The organism is Roseovarius maritimus (genome assembly GCF_043355895.2).
Classification (GTDB): domain Bacteria; phylum Pseudomonadota; class Alphaproteobacteria; order Rhodobacterales; family Rhodobacteraceae; genus Roseovarius; species Roseovarius maritimus.
The window spans coordinates 753,103-771,188 of sequence record NZ_JBHFPF020000001.1 but is presented as its reverse complement, the minus strand read 5'-3'; the positions used below and the strand labels follow the sequence as shown (position 1 = coordinate 771,188).

Below are 18,086 nucleotides of genomic sequence, written 5' to 3'. Positions count from 1 at the left end.
TGGCGGGGCCTGTATTTTGCCGCTCGGCACACAGGAGGCGTCATGTCTGCAACCTCATCCCGCAAACCGACCGAACGCAAGCGCGGGTCGGGCGTGCAATTCATCTACGGCGTGCTGCGCGACGAAATCCTGAACCTCACGCTGCCCCCCGGTAGCCCTATCGACGAGGTGCAACTCTCGGAACGGCTGGCCATGTCGCGCACGCCGATCCGCGAGGCGCTGGTGCGGCTGGCGAGCGAGGGGCTGGTGACAACGCTGCCCAACCGCTCGACCGTGGTTGCGAATATCGACTTTCTGAACCTGCACACGTTCTTTGACGCCATCACCCTGATGTACCGCGTCACCACCCGCCTTGCCGCCGAGCATCGCACAGAAGCCGATCTGGTGGCGATCCGCGCCCGGCAGGCGGAATTCGCGCAGGCGGTCACCGCGCAGGACGCGCTGGCGATGATCGGCACCAACCGGGATTTTCATGCCGCCATCGCCGCCGCCGGGCGCAACCCGTACTACGAGGGACTGTTTCTGCGCCTGCTCGACGAGGGGCGGCGCCTGCTGCGCCTCTATTACTCGGCCTTCGATGATCGCCTGCCGCAGCGCTATGTCACCGAACATGACGAGATCATCGCCGCCATCGAGGCGCGGGATATCGACGCGTGTGATTGGCTGGCCAAGGCGCATGCCGATCAGATCACCGGCAAGATCCGCACGATGATCGCCAAGGACCGCCGCCGCGATATCGCCTTGTAAGGCGGTAAACCCTCGGCAGAGACACGCGCATAATTTTTGTCGACAAGAAATATACAAGTGCTATTATCTGCCCGATTCCATGATCAGGGCACAGCCACGTCTGGCCCTTCCATGTCCGGCCCCGCCGGGATGCGCCACGGCCCATCCCGGTTCAGATCCTCAAGGAGACCACTATGAAAACCAGCATTTTTTCGGGCACGGTGCCCGCGCTGATGACGCCCTGCAAGGCGGACCGCAGCCCTGACTATGATGCGCTGGTGCGCAAGGGGCGCGAGCTGATCGATCTGGGCATGCGCGCGGTGGTCTATTGCGGCTCGATGGGCGACTGGCCGCTGCTGACGGACGAGCAGCGAATGGAGGGTGTCGCGCGCCTTGTCGAGGCGGGTGTGCCCGTCATCGTCGGCACCGGCGCCGTCAATACCAAGGTCGCCGTCGAGCACGCTGCCCATGCGCAAAAGGTGGGCGCGCATGGCCTGATGCTGATCCCGCGCGTTCTGTCGCGCGGCATCTCGCCCGCCGCGCAGCGCAGCCATTTCAAGGCGGTCCTCTCGGCCGCGCCCGATCTGCCTGCGGTCATCTATAACAGCCCTTATTACGGCTTCGCCACGCGCGCCGATCTCTTCTTTGCGCTGCGGGCCGAGCACAAGAACCTCGTCGGGTTCAAGGAATTCGGCGGCCCCGCCGATCTCAGCTATGCTGCCGAGAACATCACCAGCGGCGATGACGAGGTCGTTCTGATGATCGGCGTCGATACCACGGTGTTCCATGGTTTCGTCAATTGCGGCGCGGGCGGCGCGATCACCGGCATCGGCAACGTGCTGCCGCGCGAGGTGCTGCACCTTGTAGCGCTCAGCCAGGCGGCGGCTGCAGGTGATGCCGAGGCGCGCCAGCGTGCGCTGGAGCTCGACACGGCGATGCAAGTCCTGTCCACTTTCGACGCGGGCCCCGATCTGGTGCTGTATTTCAAGCATATGATGGTGCTGAACGGCGAGCAGGAATATGCGCTGCATTTCAACGAGGATGACGTTCTGTCGGACAGCCAGCGCGGTTTCGCAGAGACGCAGCTGAAGCTGTTCCGCGCGTGGTATGCCGAATGGAGCAAGCAGCCCGGCGTGGTCAGCAAATACGCCGCCTGAGCGCTGTATTGAAGACGGCCCCGCTAGTGATGGCGGGGCCGTTTTGCGTTTCAGTCCACCGCGTCCAGACCGTGCTCTTGCAACCGGTCCAGATGCGCCACTTCTTCGGCGGTCAGCGTGATGCCCTCGGCCATCGCCGCCTTGCGCGCGGCAAAGCGGCGCTGTGATGGCAGTCGGGCGCCCTGGCCGATGATGGCCGAAAAAAGCGTCTCGGCGCGTGCCATCGGATCGCCCTCGCGGCCCGCCGAAAACCGTGCTGGATCGAAGGCCAGGATCAGTTCGCCATGGCCGGGCAGGAGGGTGAAGTTCCCCAGCCTGTCCAGCGCCTCGCGACTGGTCAGATCGCCGATCATCACACCGGCCAACAGCTCGATCATCGTGGCAATCGCCGATCCCTTGTGCCCGCCAAAGGGCAGCATGGCACCGTCCAGCGCGGCCTCGGGATCGGTCGTGGGATTGCCGTTGCTGTCCACCGCCCAGCCCTCGGGCAGGGGGGTGCCGGCGCGGCGGTGCAGCTCGATCTCACCGCGCGCGGCGACGCTGGTGGCGAAGTCGAAGACGTAGGGGTCGGTCTCCGCCCGGGGCCAGCCGAAGGCGAAGGGGTTGGTGCCCATCAACGCCTCGTTCCCGCCTGAGGGCGCGACGCTGGAATAGCTGGGGCACATCGCCATCGCGGCGAGGCCATGGGCGGTCAGTGTTTCGATCTCGGGCCAGAGGGCGGCGAAATGGGTGCAGTCATTGATCACGAGGGCGGCAATGCCCAGCTCTTTGGCGCGCTTTGCCAGCTCGGGGGCGCCCAGCTCGAACGCGGCATTGGCAAAGCCGCCCTTGGCCGCCACGCGCACGATCGCGCCTTCATCGCCGCCCAGTTCGGGCACCGCGTCCAGTGTGACCATCCCCGCCTTCACTGTGCGCAGGCAGCCGTCGATGCGGTAGATGCCGTGCGATTTGCAGGCGTCCCGCTCGCCCGCCGCGATGGTGCGGGCGACGGCATCCGATTGCAGCGCACTTAGCCCCGCGCGCTGGAAAATCTGCGAGACGCGGGTGATGAGCGCATGGTGGGTCAGGGTGGTGTCAGTCATGGGGCCTCGCCGGGTTTGGTCGGTTGCGTTATTGCATACACACTGTATGCATGTGGATATCAAGGCAAGGGGCGACGCCCGCATTGCCACAGGAACTATGGAGAATGATATGCCTTTCACCCCGCACGGAAAACACCTGATCGCTGGTCAGTGGATCGCAGGCGAGACGACCTTCGCATCGGACCCTGCGCATGGCCCGACGCATGCCTATGCCGTGGGCACGCCCGAGCTGGTCGACCGCGCCGTGCAGGCCGCCGAAGAGGCGTTCAACGCCTATGCAGCCACCAGCCGCGCGGCGCGGGCCGATTTCCTTGATGCCATCGCGGAGGAAATCGAGGCGCGCGGCGCGCAGATCACCGGGATCGGCACGCAGGAAACCGGCCTGCCGGAAGGCCGACTGGAGGGTGAGCGCGGGCGCACCGTCGGCCAGATGCGCCTTTTTGCCGATCACATCCGGAGCGGCGCCTATCTGGACCGCCGCCATGATGCCGCCATGCCGGACCGCGCGCCCGCGCCGCGCCCGGATCTGGTGATGATCCAGCGGCCGATCGGGCCCGTCGCGGTCTTTGGCGCGTCGAACTTCCCGCTCGCCTTTTCGGTTGCAGGCGGCGATACGGCGGCGGCGCTGGCCGCAGGCTGCCCCGTGGTGGTCAAGGGCCATTCCGCCCATCCCGGCACGGGCGAGATCGTGGCCGAAGCGATCAAGGCCGCGGCGGAGCGCAGCGATATGCCGCCCGGCGTCTTTTCCCTGATCCAGGGCGGCGATCGCAAGGTGGGGCAGGCCGTTGTGCAGCACCCGTTGATCAAGGCCGTCGGCTTCACCGGCAGCCTTGCGGGGGGGCGTGCGCTCTTTGATCTGTGCGCCCAGCGGCCCGAGCCGATCCCGTTCTTCGGCGAGCTTGGATCGGTCAATCCGATGTTCGTGCTGGACCGCGCCGCCGAGGCGCGCGCCGAGGAGATCGGCAGCGGCTGGGCTGGATCGCTGGTGATGGGGGCGGGCCAATTCTGCACCAATCCCGGCATCGCGGTGATCACGGATGGCGCGGCGGCAGACCGCTTTGCTGCAGCCGCCGCCGAGGCATTGGCGGGTGTGGCGCCGCAGGTCATGCTGACGGATGGCATCGCCGAGGCCTATGGCAAGGGCCGGGCGCGCGTCGCTGGCGCGCCGGATGTGGCCCCCGTGCAGGTGGCCGACGCTGAGGGACGTAGCGCCGCTCCCGCGCTTTACCAAACCAGCGGCGCGGCATTTCTTGCCAATCCCGAGCTGCATCATGAGGTCTTTGGCCCGCTGGGCCTGATCGTGCGCGCGGCCTCGCAGGACGAGGCAATGCAGATCGCCCGTGGTCTGGAAGGGCAGCTGACCGTGACGCTGCATATGGATGATGCCGACATGGAGGCCGCGCACGCGCTGGTCCCGGTGCTTGAGCGGAAGGCGGGCCGGGTTCTGGTCAACGGCTTCCCCACCGGCGTCGAGGTCGTCGATTCCATGGTGCATGGCGGGCCTTACCCGGCCAGCACCAATTTCGGCGCGACCAGCGTCGGCACCCTGTCGATCCGCAGGTTCCTGCGCCCGGTCTGCTATCAGAACATGCCCGCCGGTCTGCTGCCTGAGAGCCTCGGCGGCTGATCCCAGCGCAATGGCCAGCGCGGCCTAAGACGTGTCAGCGGCGCGCATCCCCTTGCGCGCCGTTTTTGTTGCCTGTCGCCCGCGCCCGCCAATCCAGGGCGCATTTTTCTGTTCTTGATACTAGTATACAACTTGTATTCAAAAACCATCTGGTGTTCGCTGAATGCAGGCCCGACTCGCTGCGGATGCATCACGGCAGGTCGGGACGACAACGAGACAAAAAAACAGGGAGATAATCATGAAATTCATTAAACTCGCCGGAGCTCTGATCGCCGCGGCGCTGGTGGCCCCCGCCGCGCAGGCCGACAAGCTGGACGATATCATCGCCTCGGGCACGCTGCGCTGCGCCGTCGTGCTGGACTTTCCGCCCATGGGCTCGCGCGATGCCAATAATGAGCCGGTCGGCTTTGACGTCGACTATTGCAACGACCTGGCCAAGGCACTGGATGTCGAGGCCGAAATCGTTGAAACGCCTTTCCCCGACCGTATCCCGGCGCTGGTGTCGGGCCGCGCCGATGTGGGTATTGCGTCCACCTCGGACACGCTGGAGCGGGCGCGCACGGTCGGCTTTTCGATCCCCTATTTCGCCTTCACCTTTAATGTTGTGACAAATGCCGAAGCCGGCCTCGAGACATACGAGGCGCTGGCAGATCGCACCGTCGGCGCCGTCGCGGGCACATATGAGGCAATCCGCCTCGAAGAGGATATCAACACTTGGGACAAGGGCGGCTCGTTCCGCTCGTATCAGAGCCAGGCAGACGTGTTCCTGGCCCTTTCGCAGGGCCAGATCGACGCCACGGTCGTGACCTCGACCGTGGGCGCGGCCATCGTACAGGGTGGCACCTACGATGGCCTCGCGATGACGGGTGAGGCGCCTTACGATATCGACTATGTCGGCCTTATCGCCCTGCGCCAGGAATACGGCCTGCTGAACTACCTTGATCTGTTCGTGAACCAGCAGGTTCGCACCGGTCGCTATGACGAGCTCTTTCAGCAGTGGATCGGCGGCGACGCACCGCGCCTGACCGTCGACAAGGTCTACTACTAAGGCTTAAGCTGGCCGGGCAGGGGGCGCGACTATTCCTTCTGCCCGGCTTTTTGTTGCCCATAACCTTTCATCGACTGGCCCCATCCGGAGCGCGGCATGTTCGACTATACCTTTCAATGGCGGCAAGCCTTCCGCGCCCTGCCGCAGATGCTGGAGGGGGCGGTGGTCACGATGCAGATCTCGCTCTTGTCGATGGCGATCGGCATCGCGATCGCGGTTCTGCTAGCCGTGGGGCGCAACTCAAAATCCATCTGGCTGCGCGGACCGGCGACCGCCTGGGTCGAGGTCGCGCGCAACACGCCCGCGCTGTTCCAGATCTACATGGCGCATTTCGGTCTCGGATCCTTCGGCATCTACCTCAGCCCGTTCGTCGCGCTGCTGGCCGGGATCACCTTCAACAACGCGGGCTATCTCTGCGAGACATTTCGCGGCGCCCTGCGCGCCATCCCCGAGACACAGGTGAGGGCGGGCCGCTCGCTGGGCATGGGGCCGGTCAAGGCGTTTCGCCTGATCGTGCTGCCGCAGATGTTCCGCATCGCGTTCCTGCCCAGCACCAACCAGATGGTCTGGGCGATCTTGATGACCTCGCTGGGTGTCACCGTGGGAATGAATATCGATCTGACGGGCGTGACACAGGCCCTGAACGCGCGTACCTTCCGCACCTTCGAGCTTTTTGCGCTGGCAGGTGTCATCTATTACTGCATCGCCAAGGCGGTGATGCTGGGCGCGCGTCTGCTCGCCTGGCGTCTCTTCCGGTATTGAGGGGCTGCTGATGTTCGATACCGGCCTCACCCTCAATGATATCTGGTTCATGCTGAAAGGCGCGGGCGTCACGCTGGCGATCACGTTTTTCGCAGTCACCGGCGGCACGCTGATGGGCCTTGCCTTCGGCGTGATCCGCAGCCATGTGAACCCGTGGTTCACGCTGCCGCTGGTCTTCGTGCTGGATATCTTCCGTTCGGTCCCGCTGCTGATCCAGTTGATCCTCGCCAATGCGTTTCAGGCCATCGCTGGCTTGCAGATGTCGCCGTTCGTGACGTCCTGCATCGTCCTGGCGCTTTATACGTCGGCCTATTGCACCGAAATCGTGCGCGGCGCCATCGACGCGGTGCCCACCGTTACGCGCCGCGCCGCGCGCTCGCTGGGGCTGACATGGGGGCAGGACATGACGCAGATCGTCTTTCCCATGGCGCTGCGCGTCGGCCTGCCCAGCTGGATTGGACTGACGTTGGGCGTGATGAAGGACAGCGCGCTGGTCTTGTGGCTGGGTATCATCGAGCTTTTGCGGGCCAGCCAGATCATCGTGACACGTCTGCAAGAGCCGATGCTGATCCTGCTGATCGCGGGCGCGATCTATTTCGCCATCAGCTTTCCCATCGCGCGGCTGGGCGGACATTTGGAACGAAGGTGGCAAGAGAATGATTGAGATCGAAAACGTCCATAAATCCTTTGGCGCGCTCAAGGTGCTGAACGGCATCGACCTGACGGTGGAGAAGGGCGAGGTGGTGTCGGTGATCGGCGGCTCGGGATCGGGCAAGTCGACACTGCTGACCTGCATCAACGGCCTCGAGCCGATCGACAGCGGCACGATCACCGTTGACGGCACCGTAGTCCATGCGCGCGGCACCGACCTCAACAAGTTGCGCCAGCATATCGGCATCGTCTTTCAGCAGTTCAACGCATTCCCGCATCTGACGGTTCTCGAAAACGTCACGCTCGCGCCCCGCAAGGTCAAGGGCATGGGCCGTGCCGAGGCCGAGGAGATCGCGGTAAAGCAGCTGACCCATGTGGGCCTCGCCGACAAGATGAAGGTCTATCCCGGCCGCCTTTCGGGCGGACAACAGCAGCGCATGGCGATTGCCCGCGCTCTTGCGATGTCGCCTGACTACATGCTCTTTGATGAGGTGACATCGGCGCTTGATCCGCAGCTTGTGGGCGAGGTTCTGGATACCCTCAAACTGCTCGCCGAGGGCGGCATGACCATGATCTGCGTGACGCACGAGATGGGCTTTGCCCGCGACGTGTCGAACCGCGTCGCCTATTTCGAGAGCGGCGTCATGGCCGAGATCGGTCCGCCCGAGCAGATTTTCGGCGCGCCCAAGAGCGAGGCTACGCGCAAGTTCCTGTCGAGCGTCCGGTAATGACGGATCAGATATTGGTCGTTGGTGCGGGAGTCATTGGCCTCTCGATCGCGCTCGAAGCGCAATCGCGCGGCTTATCTGTGCGCGTGATCGACCGCGAGGGGCCGGCGGCAGGCGCATCCGCAGGCAATGCGGGCGCCTTCGCCTTTGCCGACATCCTGCCGCTGGCCTCGCCGCGCATCATGCGGCAAGCGCCGAAATGGCTGCTTGATCCGCTCGGGCCCCTGAGCGTGCCGGTGGCTTACGCGCCGCGCCTCCTGCCTTGGATGTGGCGCTTCTGGCGGGCGAGCCGTCCGGCTCAAGTGGCAGCCTCCACCGCCGCGCAGACGGCGATGATGCGCCATGCGCAAGGCACGCTCGACGGCTTTCTGGTCCGCGCGGGCGCGTCCAACATGCTGCGCCGCGAGGGCCAGTTGCAGGTCTATGAAGGCAAGGCGCAGTTCGAGGCCTCATTGGACGGCTGGCGCGCGCGGCAAGAGGGCGGCGTCGAGTTTCGCCACCTCGAGGGAGACGAGATACTGGCGATGCAGCCCGGCCTCTCACCGCGCTTTACCCATGCCACCTTTACCCCCGGCTGGGCCACGATCGACGATCCGAAGCTCTATGTGGAAACGCTGGCGGAGAAGTTCGTCGCGAATGGCGGCGAGATCGTCATCGCGGATGTCGAGGCTCTGACGCAGGACGGCCTGACCACCGGCGCGGGCGAGATCATCGGTCGTGTCGTCATCGCCGCCGGGGCCCATTCGCATCACTTGGCCCGCACCGCCGACGTGCGCATCCCGCTCGAGACCGAGCGCGGCTACAACACCACGCTACCCCATGGCGGGATCGATCTGCGCCAGCACATCACGTTTCCGGCGCATGGCTTTGTCATCTCGAAGCTTTCGGGTAAGCTTCGTGTCGGAGGCGCCGTCGAGCTGGGCGGGCTGAAAGCGCCGCCCAATTACAAGCGCGCCGACGCGATGTTGCAAAAAGCCAAGGCCTTCCTGCCAGATCTCGATATTTCGGGCGGCACGCAGTGGATGGGGTTTCGTCCGTCCTTGCCCGACAGCTTGCCCGCCATCGGCTATCTTCCGGGCGCGCCCAATGCGATCTGCGCTTTCGGCCATGGCCATCTGGGCCTCACCCAATCGACGGCCACGGCCGATATCGTCGCCGATCTCTTGACTCGGCAGGTGCCGAAGATCGACATGGCCCCATTCTCGCCCGCGCGGTTCTAGGGAGGCACCCATGACCCAACACACTTTTCCTTGCATTGACGGCCATACCTGCGGCAATCCCGTGCGCCTTGTCGCCGGGGGCGCGCCGATACTGCGCGGTGCCAACATGCTGGAGAAGCGCGCACATTTCCTGGCCGAATACGACTGGATCCGCACCGGCCTGATGTTCGAGCCGCGCGGGCATGACATGATGTCGGGCGCGATCCTCTATCCGCCGACGCGCCCCGATTGCGATATCGCTGTCCTTTTCATCGAGACCTCCGGCTGCCTGCCGATGTGTGGACATGGCACGATCGGCACGGTCACCATCGCGCTGGAAAACGGCCTCGTGAAGCCTGCAGTTCCTGGGCAACTGGCGCTGGAAACGCCCGCCGGCAAGGTCGACGTCACCTACCGGCAGGAGGGGCGTTTCATAGAGGAAGTGTGCCTGACCAATGTGCCGGGATTCCTCCATTCCGAGGGTCTGACCGCCGAGGTCGAGGGGCTGGGCGAGGTCGTCGTCGATGTTGCCTATGGGGGTAATTTCTACGCCATCGTCGAGCCGCAGAAGAACTTCGCAGACATAGCCGATTTTACCGCCTCGCAGTTGATCGGCCTTAGCCCGAAACTGCGCGCGGCGCTTAATGCCAAATACGAATTCATCCACCCCGAGCATCCGGCCATTAACGGCCTCAGCCATATCCTTTGGACCGGCGCACCGCGTCATGCCGAGGCGCATGCGCGCAACGCGGTGTTCTATGGCGACAAGGCGATCGACCGCTCGCCCTGTGGCACGGGCACCTCGGCCCGCATGGCGCAGCGGGCGGCCAAGGGCCTGCTGAAAGAGGGCGAGGAATTCATCCACGAGAGTATCATCGGCTCGCTTTTCAAGGGCCGCTATGAGGCCAGCACCGACGTGTCGGGCCAGCCCGCCATCATCCCCTCCATCGCCGGCTGGGCGCGGGTGACGGGGCTCAACACCATCTTTATCGACGAGCGTGATCCCTTCGCGCATGGCTTCGTCGTCATCTGAAAAGGGGGCCGCATGGCTCAGACCATTGTCGAGGCGGACGCATCCGGCCCCATACTGGCCAGCGCCGAGGGGCTGAGTTTCTGGGGCGGCGTCGATGCGGCCACGGGCATGGTGATCGACGCGCATCACCCGCTGCAGGGCGCATCCCTCGCGGGGACCGTGCTGCTCCTGCCGACCAGCCGCGGTTCCTGCACCGGCAGTGGCGTGTTGCTGGAGCTGGCGCTGTCCGGCAACGCGCCCGCCGCGCTGGTCTTTCGCGAGGCGGAGGACATCCTGACGCTGGGGGCGCTGATCGCGGGGCGCATGTTCGGCAAGCCTTTGGCCGTGCTGCGGCTGAGCGCCGAGGAATGGGACAGGCTGGCAGGCGCTGAGAAAGCCGAGATAGAAGGTGCGCGCCTGACAGCCGGAGATTGGGCGCTGGACCTTGCACCGCCGCCCACCGCCGCGCTGGATCTGAGCGAGGGCGATCGCGCCATGCTGAACGGCAAGGACGGCGCGGCGGCGCAGCTGGCGCTAGAGGTGATTTGCACCCTGGCTGCAGGGCAGGGGGCGACGCGCCTTACGGATGTCACTCGCGCGCATATCGACGGCTGTATCTATGCCAGCCCCGCGAACCTCACCTTTGCACGGCGCATGGCTGATATGGGCGGGCGGGTGCGCGTGCCGACGACGATGAATGCAATCTCGGTCGATCATTCCAACTGGGAGTCGCAGGGTGTGCCGCCCAACTTTGGCCGACCTGCGCAGAAGTTGGCTGATGCATATGTCGAGATGGGCGCGCGTCCCAGCTTCACCTGCGCGCCCTACCTGCTGCCTGCGCCGCCCGCCTTGGGCGAGATGATCGGCTGGTCCGAGTCGAATGCGGTGATCTATGCCAATTCGGTACTGGGCGCGCGGACGGTCAAGCACCCGGACTTCATGGACCTTTTCATCGCGCTCACGGGCCGCGCGCCGCTGTCGGGCGTTTATCTGGATGCGGGCCGCATCGCGCGCCGCGCTGTGCATGTCGATCTGCCCGCCGGGCATGGCGACGCGCTCTGGCCGCTATTGGGCTGGCTGGTGGGCCGCGCCGCGCCCGACCGTATCCCGCTCATTACCGGGCTGGAGCAGACGAGGCCCAGCGATGACGACCTCAAGGCGCTCTGCGCCGCCTTTGGCACCACATCCGCCGCGCCCATGCTGCATGTCGCGGGCGTGACGCCCGAGGCGGAGGGCGCGCTGGACGCGGATGCCGATGCCGTGCGCATCGGCGCGCCGGATTTGGCCGAGGGGTGGCGACAGTTCAACGACGCTCCCTCCGAGATCGATTTGATCGCCTTCGGCAGCCCGCATTTCTCGCTGCCTGAATGTCATGCGCTGAACGCGGCGCTGGCAGGCCGCAAACGCGCTGATGGCACGAAGGTCATCGCCACCGTCGGGCAGCAGGTTCTGGACGCGATCCGCGCCGATGGCACTCTGGCCAGCCTCGAGGCATCCGGCGTGCAGGTCGTTCCCGATATCTGCTGGTGCTCGATTTCCGAGCCTGTCTTTCCACCCGCCGCGCGGGTATTGATGACCAATTCGGGAAAATACGCCCATTACGCGCCCGGCCTTTCGGGCCGCGCGGTGCGCTTTGGCAGTCTGGCCGAATGCGCCGAGACCGCCATCACAGGCATCGCACCCGCCAAACCGCCCACTTGGCTCACCTCCTAGAAAGGCACAGATATGCGCAGCACCAAGACTATCCATGTGATCTCCGCCCATGCCGAGGGTGAGGTGGGCGATGTCATTGTCGGAGGCGTCGCCCCGCCCCCCGGCGAGACGATCTGGGAGCAGAGCCGCTGGATCGCGGCCGACAATACCTTGCGGAATTTTGTGCTGAACGAGCCGCGCGGCGGTGTCTTTCGCCATGTCAACCTGCTGGTCCCGCCCAAGCATCCGGATGCCGATGCCGCCTTCATCATCATGGAGCCCGAAGATACGCCGCCCATGTCCGGCTCGAACTCGATCTGTGTGGCAACCGTGCTGCTCGACAGCGGCATCGTGCCGATGATCGAGCCGGTGACCGAGATGCTGCTGGAGGCACCCGGTGGCCTCGTCAAGGTGAGGGCCGAATGCCGCAACGGCAAGGCGCAGCGCATCCAAGTGCAGAACCTGCCCAGTTTCGCGGCCCAACTCGATGCGCAACTTGAGGTGAACGGGCTGGGCACGCTGGCGGTCGATACCGCCTATGGCGGCGACAGTTTCGTCTTTGTCGATGCGGCAGCATTGGGGTTTTCGCTGGTGCCCGAGGAGGCGCACGCGTTGGCGAAACTGGGCGTGCAGATCACTGCGGCGGCGAACGAGCAGCTGGGCTTTCACCACCCGGATAATCCCGACTGGCGGCACATTTCCTTCTGCCTCTTCGCCGGGCCGGCGACGCGCGAGGGGAATGCCCTGCGCGCCGGTGCCGCCGTCGCGGTTCGGCCGGGCAAGATCGACCGCTCACCCACCGGGACCGCGCTGAGCGCACGGATGGCGGTGCTGGCGGCGCGGGGGCAGATGGGCATGGGCGATACGCTGACGGCGGTGTCGCTGATCGGCTCGACCTTCGCGGGGCAGATCGTGGGCGAGACCACCGTGGGCGGCAAGCCCGCCATACTGCCCGAGATTTCAGGGCGCGGCTGGATTACCGGCACGCATCAGCACATGCTGGACCCCGAGGATCCGTGGCCCGAGGGCTATCGTCTCTCCGATACATGGGGCGCGAAGTAGGCGTCAGAGCTGGAAACTGCCGAAGGGAATGTAGCGCACCGGATCGCCCGGCGTGATCTTGGCCGCACCGTCGGACAGCTCGACCAAGCCCTCGGCCCAGCTGAGGCTGCTGACGCGGCCCGATCCTTCGGAGGGGAATACCTCCGCGCGGCCCTCTCGGATCCGGGCGCGCAGATATTCCCGGCGGCCCGGTTTCTTGGACTTGGCAAAACCGGCGGGCACGTCGAACCCCTGCGGCGCGGCCCAGCCCGCGCCTGCCAGAAGGCCCAGTGCCGGCCGCGCGAAGATCAGCGTGCAGACCAGCGCCGCCACCGGATTGCCCGGCAGGCCAAAAACCGGCGCGCCTTGCCACAGTCCCAAGGCCAAGGGTCGCCCCGGCTTCAGCGCGATGCGCCATTCGCGCATCGCGCCCGCCTCGCGCAAGAGGGCCGAGACATGGTCCTCATCGCCCGCCGAGGCACCGCCCGAGGTGAGGATGACATCCGCGCGGCCTGCCGCATCATCAAGCGCGCTGCGCAGGGCGGCGCGGTCATCGGGGATGCGGCCCATATCGACGGCTTCCATCCCCCACCGCGCGATCTGCGCCAGAAGCATGGGGCGGTTCGCGTCGAATATCTGCCCAGCTTTGGCGTCGCCGCCCGCCTCGACCAGCTCGTCGCCGCTTGAGAGCACGGCGACGCGCAGACGGTCATAAACCTCGACCTCGCCAATGCCGACTGAGGCCAGCAGAGCCAGATCGGCGGGGGTCAGCGCGCGACCCTCGGGCAGAACTTCGGCACCCGTTTCCGTATCCTCGCCCGCGCGGCGGGTGTTCGCGCCCGGCTTGATCCCGGCACGAAAGGCGATCTGCCCGGCGCCCTGCCGCGTGTCTTCCTCAAGGATGACGGTATCGACGCCCTCGGGCAGGATCGCACCAGTGAGGATGCGCAGCGTTTGGCCTGCTGGCAGGCTGCCCTTGTAGGGCGCGCCCGCTGCTGCGCGACCCTCCGCCAGTGGCATCACCGGATCGCCTGGCGGAAGGGACGCATGGGCAAAGCCGTAGCCGTCCACCGCCGAATTGGCGTGCGGCGGGCTGGCGCGGCGCGCGGTCACCGACGCGGCAAGGATACGGCCGGCGGCCAGCGACACGGGGCAGGGGCCGCTGCGGACAACCCGGTGCAGCCCGGCCCGCAGCGCGGCCAGCGCCTCGTCCACCGGTGTCCAATCGATGCCCGCGGGCATCGCAAAGCAATCGTCGCGCAAGGGCGGCGGGGAGGGCGGCCCGCTGTCCTTTCCCTTTGCGACCGCACTCATCTCTGCGGCGTGGCCGGCGCCGAGGATCCAAGCCTCCACTGGCGCCTCGGGGGGCAGGTCCGACATCAGCGCACAGAGCCGGTCGTCGGCCATGCTCGCGAGCGTGCGCGACAGCAAGTCGACCTGCACCGCATCGCGGATCTGGCCGGGGTTTTCTGCCATTGCCGCGCGCACCGCAGATTCGATCAGGCCGGGCCAGATCTCGGCCAGCACCACATCCGCCCTCTGCCAAGCCTGGAAGGGCCAGACGGCGACACCCGGCAGGCGGCGCAGGCGCGACAGCATGGGCAGCCCCATCAGAACCTGGCTACCGACCGTAGGATTGTAGCAAAGCTGAAAGCAACTGCTGGCGGCCTTGGCGACAAGATCGCAGGCGCGCTTTTCGGCGATGGTATCATATACGATCCCCTCCTTGCGGTAGGGAATGCCGGGCCAGCGACCCGCATGCGTCTTGCCCCAGAAGGGGCCAGCGCCGTCAAACAGCGCGTTCATCGACTCGGCCACGTCAAAACGATTGTTCCCGCCCGTCTCGCTATCGGTGATGCGCGCGGCCAGCCAATCCCAGAGGTCCAGCGGATTATCCCCGCCTGTCACGCGCCGCGCAAAACCGCGCGGATAGCCGAAGGGAAAATCGAACCCGGCCAGCAGGCGGCGCCCGGCGCTGCGCTCGACCTCGATGATATCGGCGATGCGCGCCTCGGCCTCGATCCGGGTGCGGCAATAGATCGGTTCTTGCGGCGCACCATTCTGAATGAACCCCATCCAGATGGCATCCTTGGACGGACGGGCAGGCGCGCGCGTGCCTGCGGCAGACCAGTCGACGATCAGGATGCTGTCGAAGCCGCTCACAAATCGACCTCGCGCAGGATGAAATCGGCAATGGCGCGCGTATCGTCCAGATCCATGACGGGGCAGGGCGCGTCTATCGTGCAGTCGGCGGCCACGGCGCGGATACTGGGATCATCCAGTGCGATCAAAGGGTTTCCCGCTTCGGCGCGATAGGCTTCGACCTTGGGGTGGGTTGCGCGTTTATAGCCCTCGATCAATACCAGATCGACGGGCGAAAGACGGGCCAGAAGCGTATCCAGATCCGGCTCTGGTGCGCCGCGCAACTCCTGCATGATCGCAATACGCGTGCCCGAGGCCAGCAGAACCTCTTGCGCGCCGGCCACGCGGTGGCGGTGACTGTCGCGCCCCGGCTGATCGACGTCGAAGCTATGATGCGCATGTTTGATGGTCGAGACGCTGTACCCGCGTGCGGTGATTTCGCTCACGAGGCGCTCCATCAGCCCGGTCTTGCCTGCGTTCTTCCAGCCGGTGACGCCGTAGACTTTCATCGCGTAACCATCTCCTGCGCGCGGGCCAGATCCTCGGGCGTGTTGACGTTAAAAAAGGGATCACCGTCCTTCGGGAACATCGCCGTCGCTGCCCCATGCGCATCGGTCCATTGCACCACCTTGCGCAAACCGCCCCTGAGCGCTGCGCGCAAATCGTCGCGCAGTACGACGGGCCAGAGGCCGAAAGTCGGATGGCGCCCGTCCGGCGTTGCGGCCAAAGCCAGCGGCGCCTTCATCCCCTCGGCGGCCAGCAATAGGCGCGGCACCAGATCACAGGGAAAGAACGGCGTGTCGGCGGCGACGGAAACGACCGTTTCCGCTCCCTCCCGCGCGGCCCAGTCCATGCCCGCCAGAACGCCCGCCAAGGGGCCGACGTAGCCCTCCACCGGATCGGCCAGCACCGGCAGGCCGAATTGCACCAGCCGCGCCGGCTCGCCATTGGCATTGAGCGCGACCCCGGCCACCTGCGGCGTGATCCGTTCGATCACTTGGTCCAGCAAGGTCGTGTCGCCAAGCGGCAAAAGCCCCTTGTCACCGCCGCCCATGCGTGTTGCGCGGCCCCCGGCAAGGATGATGGCATGGGGCTGTTTCATGCGTCACCCTCGGGTTGCGCCGCCTTGCGCCGGTGCTTGCTTTCTTCCTCGGCCACGCCCGCCGGATCGGCGTCGCGCAGCAGCCTCTCCTCGCCGGAGAGGCAAACGAAACGCCTCCCACGCATCCGCCCGATCAGCGTGAGGCCCACCTGCCGTGCGATCTCGACCCCCCACGCGGTAAAGCCCGAGCGCGAGGCGAGTACAGGAATGCCCATGAGCGCGGTCTTGATCACCATCTCGGAGGTCAGGCGCCCGGTGGTGTAGAGTATCTTGCCCTCGGGCCCCACGCCTTCCGACAGCATCCAGCCCGCGATCTTGTCGACCGCGTTATGGCGCCCGACATCCTCCATGTAGACAAGCGGGCGGTCCCCTTCGCAGAGGACCGTGCCATGGATCGCCCCCGCTTCGAGATAAAGGCTGGGCGTCGTGTTGATAACATGCGCAAGCGCATAAAGATGCGAGGTGCGCACCTGAGCGTCGGGCAGCGTCACGCCCTCCAGCCCCTCCATCATGTCACCGAAAACGGTGCCGACGGCGCAGCCGCTCGTGCGGGTCTTCTTCTTCAGCTTGTCCTCATAGGTGGTGCTCCCATCGGTGCGCACGACGACTGTCTCAAGCTCGTCGTCATAGTCGACGCGCAGCACCGCCTCGCCATCCTTCAGCATACCCTGGTTGCGCAGGAATCCCAGTGCCAGGTATTCCGGGTAATCCCCGATCGTCATGGCGGTCACGATCTCCTGGGCGTTGAGGAATATTGTCAAAGGACGCTCCTCGACCACGTTGATCGTCTGGGCGCGTCCCTCGTGATCGGTGCCGGTTACGGCGCGTGTCAGGCCCGCCGCAGTCGGCGACGGGGCAATGATGTAGGGGCTGTCATCCGGCAGGGGCAATTGCATCTCCTTGGCGGGGCCGCTAAGCCCGCGGTATCGGCGCCTATTCCGCAGCGCCATCACCATGCGGGGGGCGTGCATGTCATGACACCACAAAGCACCAAATCCACCTACTGGCAAGGCGTGGGCGCGGGCGCGCCTTTCATCCTGGTGCTGGTGCCTTTCGCGCTCCTCTTCGGCGTCGTGGCGACCGAGGCGGGGCTGACGCTGATCGAGACGTTTTCCTTCTCGATCCTGGTCGTCGCGGGTGCCGCGCAGTTCACCGCGGTTCAGCTTCTGACCGAGCACGCGCCGACGATCATCGTCGTGGTCACCGCGCTGGCGGTCAACCTGCGGATGGCGATGTATTCGGCCTCGCTGACGCCGCATCTTGGCGAGGCGCCATTGGGCATGCGGGCGATGGTGGCCTATTGCATGGTCGATCAGGCTTATGCCTGCTCCATCCTTGCCTACGAAAAACATCCCGGCTGGAGCATGCGGCAGAAGATCGCGTTCTATTTTGGCGCAGTCACGCCGCTCATGCCGCTCTGGCTGCTCTTCACGGTCATTGGCGCGCTGGTCGGCGGGCGCATCCCGCCGGAATTTGCGTTGGATTTCGCGGTGCCCATCACGTTCCTCGCGATGATCGCGCCCATGCTGCGCACGCTGGCCCATGTGGCGGCGGCGCTCACCTCCATCGCCGTCGCGCTGTTGCTGGCCTTCATGCCCTATAGCATGGGCCTTCTGGTGGCAGGCGTGGTGGGCATGATGGCGGGCGCGCAGGTCGAGCTGATGATGACCCGCCGGCAGTCTGTGCCATGAGGGATATCGCCACACTCGACATCTGGATCACGATCATCTGCCTCGGCCTCGGCAGCTATGGGCTGCGTTTTGTATTCCTGGGCCTCATCGGGGACCGGCCGCTCCCCGCATGGATACTCCGTCACCTGCGCTATACCGCTGTCGCCGTCCTGCCGGGGCTGGTTGCACCGATGGTGGTCTGGCCGCCCGCGACAGGGGGCGCACTGGACCTGCCGCGCATGACGGCGGCCTGCGCCACGATCCTGGTCGGGCTTGCCACGCGCAACGTGGTCGCAGCAATCCTTGCCGGGGCCGCCGCGCTCTATGGTATGCTCTATCTTTTCGGCTAAGCGCCGCGCCAAAAAAGACGAATGCCTTCGACAGGGATGTTCTCAGCAAAAAGAAAAACCCGCTCGTTCTTCTTGCTGACAATGTCCTGGGGTCCGG

General features: G+C 65.6%; 18 protein-coding genes. 13 read left to right on the top strand and 5 right to left on the bottom strand.

What is annotated here, in order from left to right; translation table 11 throughout:
* Nucleotides 1-42 precede the first annotated feature (42 nt).
* Nucleotides 43-747, top strand: a complete 705-nt coding sequence (locus ACEWPM_RS03855) for a GntR family transcriptional regulator (RefSeq protein WP_393961888.1) — start codon at nt 43-45, stop codon at nt 745-747.
* Between the two features lie 173 nt (nt 748-920).
* Complete coding sequence (locus ACEWPM_RS03850; protein ID WP_393961886.1) at nt 921-1,883, top strand: dihydrodipicolinate synthase family protein; 963 nt, start codon at nt 921-923, stop codon at nt 1,881-1,883.
* 50 nt (nt 1,884-1,933) lie between these two features.
* Here the strand turns inward: ACEWPM_RS03850 and ACEWPM_RS03845 are convergent, their stop codons facing one another.
* On the bottom strand, nt 1,934-2,965 hold the full coding sequence (locus ACEWPM_RS03845; protein WP_393961885.1) for an Ldh family oxidoreductase: 1,032 nt from the start codon (nt 2,963-2,965) through the stop codon (nt 1,934-1,936).
* Nucleotides 2,966-3,074: 109 nt separating this feature from the next.
* Here ACEWPM_RS03845 and ACEWPM_RS03840 point away from each other — a divergent pair, with 109 nt between their 5' ends.
* From ACEWPM_RS03840 to ACEWPM_RS03800, 9 genes are all read left to right on the top strand, one after another.
* On the top strand, nt 3,075-4,592 hold the full coding sequence (locus tag ACEWPM_RS03840) for an aldehyde dehydrogenase (NADP(+)) (RefSeq protein ID WP_393961883.1): 1,518 nt from the start codon (nt 3,075-3,077) through the stop codon (nt 4,590-4,592).
* Between the two features lie 238 nt (nt 4,593-4,830).
* Nucleotides 4,831-5,640: an ABC transporter substrate-binding protein gene (locus tag ACEWPM_RS03835; RefSeq protein ID WP_393961882.1), complete on the top strand. Its 810-nt coding sequence runs from the start codon at nt 4,831-4,833 to the stop codon at nt 5,638-5,640.
* A 96-nt stretch (nt 5,641-5,736) separates the two neighbouring features.
* Entirely contained in the window at nt 5,737-6,402 is a 666-nt protein-coding gene (locus ACEWPM_RS03830) for an amino acid ABC transporter permease (RefSeq protein ID WP_393961880.1), read from the top strand.
* 10 nt (nt 6,403-6,412) lie between these two features.
* The gene (locus ACEWPM_RS03825; protein ID WP_393961878.1) at nt 6,413-7,066 is read left to right on the top strand and encodes an amino acid ABC transporter permease; all 654 of its coding nucleotides are present in this window, start codon (nt 6,413-6,415) and stop codon (nt 7,064-7,066) included.
* A complete protein-coding gene (locus tag ACEWPM_RS03820) occupies nt 7,059-7,781 on the top strand; it encodes an amino acid ABC transporter ATP-binding protein (protein ID WP_393961877.1) in 723 nt (240 codons plus the stop codon). Before ACEWPM_RS03825 ends, ACEWPM_RS03820 begins: the two co-directional genes overlap by 8 nt.
* Nucleotides 7,781-9,001 carry an NAD(P)/FAD-dependent oxidoreductase gene (locus tag ACEWPM_RS03815; RefSeq protein ID WP_393961876.1) on the top strand — a complete coding sequence of 407 codons (1,221 nt, stop codon included), beginning with the start codon at nt 7,781-7,783 and terminating at the stop codon, nt 8,999-9,001. Before ACEWPM_RS03820 ends, ACEWPM_RS03815 begins: the two co-directional genes overlap by 1 nt.
* Before the next feature lie 10 nt (nt 9,002-9,011).
* Nucleotides 9,012-10,013 (top strand): 4-hydroxyproline epimerase, encoded by a 1,002-nt coding sequence (locus ACEWPM_RS03810; RefSeq protein WP_393961875.1) that lies wholly within the window; start codon nt 9,012-9,014, stop codon nt 10,011-10,013.
* 12 nt (nt 10,014-10,025) lie between these two features.
* Complete coding sequence (lhpI, locus tag ACEWPM_RS03805) at nt 10,026-11,705, top strand: cis-3-hydroxy-L-proline dehydratase (RefSeq protein WP_393961874.1); 1,680 nt, start codon at nt 10,026-10,028, stop codon at nt 11,703-11,705.
* A 12-nt stretch (nt 11,706-11,717) separates the two neighbouring features.
* Entirely contained in the window at nt 11,718-12,746 is a 1,029-nt protein-coding gene (locus tag ACEWPM_RS03800) for a trans-3-hydroxy-L-proline dehydratase (RefSeq protein WP_393961873.1), read from the top strand.
* 3 nt (nt 12,747-12,749) lie between these two features.
* Here ACEWPM_RS03800 and ACEWPM_RS03795 read toward each other — a convergent pair whose 3' ends face one another.
* Genes ACEWPM_RS03795 through ACEWPM_RS03780 form a run of 4 tightly spaced genes read right to left on the bottom strand, consistent with a single transcriptional unit; the run spans nt 12,750 to nt 16,865 of the window.
* The gene (locus tag ACEWPM_RS03795; RefSeq protein WP_393961872.1) at nt 12,750-14,888 is read right to left on the bottom strand and encodes a molybdopterin-binding protein; all 2,139 of its coding nucleotides are present in this window, start codon (nt 14,886-14,888) and stop codon (nt 12,750-12,752) included.
* Complete coding sequence (gene mobB, locus ACEWPM_RS03790) at nt 14,885-15,376, bottom strand: molybdopterin-guanine dinucleotide biosynthesis protein B (RefSeq protein ID WP_393961871.1); 492 nt, start codon at nt 15,374-15,376, stop codon at nt 14,885-14,887. The genes ACEWPM_RS03795 and mobB overlap by 4 nt, the downstream gene beginning before the upstream one ends.
* Nucleotides 15,373-15,969, bottom strand: coding sequence for a molybdenum cofactor guanylyltransferase MobA (gene mobA / locus ACEWPM_RS03785; protein WP_393961870.1), 597 nt, complete (start codon nt 15,967-15,969; stop codon nt 15,373-15,375). Before mobA ends, mobB begins: the two co-directional genes overlap by 4 nt.
* Nucleotides 15,966-16,865: a formate dehydrogenase accessory sulfurtransferase FdhD gene (locus ACEWPM_RS03780; RefSeq protein ID WP_393961869.1), complete on the bottom strand. Its 900-nt coding sequence runs from the start codon at nt 16,863-16,865 to the stop codon at nt 15,966-15,968. Before ACEWPM_RS03780 ends, mobA begins: the two co-directional genes overlap by 4 nt.
* 78 nt (nt 16,866-16,943) lie before the next feature.
* Between ACEWPM_RS03780 and ACEWPM_RS03775 the strand changes: the two genes are divergently transcribed.
* Nucleotides 16,944-17,660 carry an AzlC family ABC transporter permease gene (locus ACEWPM_RS03775; protein ID WP_393961868.1) on the top strand — a complete coding sequence of 239 codons (717 nt, stop codon included), beginning with the start codon at nt 16,944-16,946 and terminating at the stop codon, nt 17,658-17,660.
* Entirely contained in the window at nt 17,657-17,989 is a 333-nt protein-coding gene (locus ACEWPM_RS03770; protein WP_393961867.1) for an AzlD domain-containing protein, read from the top strand. The genes ACEWPM_RS03775 and ACEWPM_RS03770 overlap by 4 nt, the downstream gene beginning before the upstream one ends.
* The last annotated feature ends 97 nt before the right edge of the window (nt 17,990-18,086 follow it).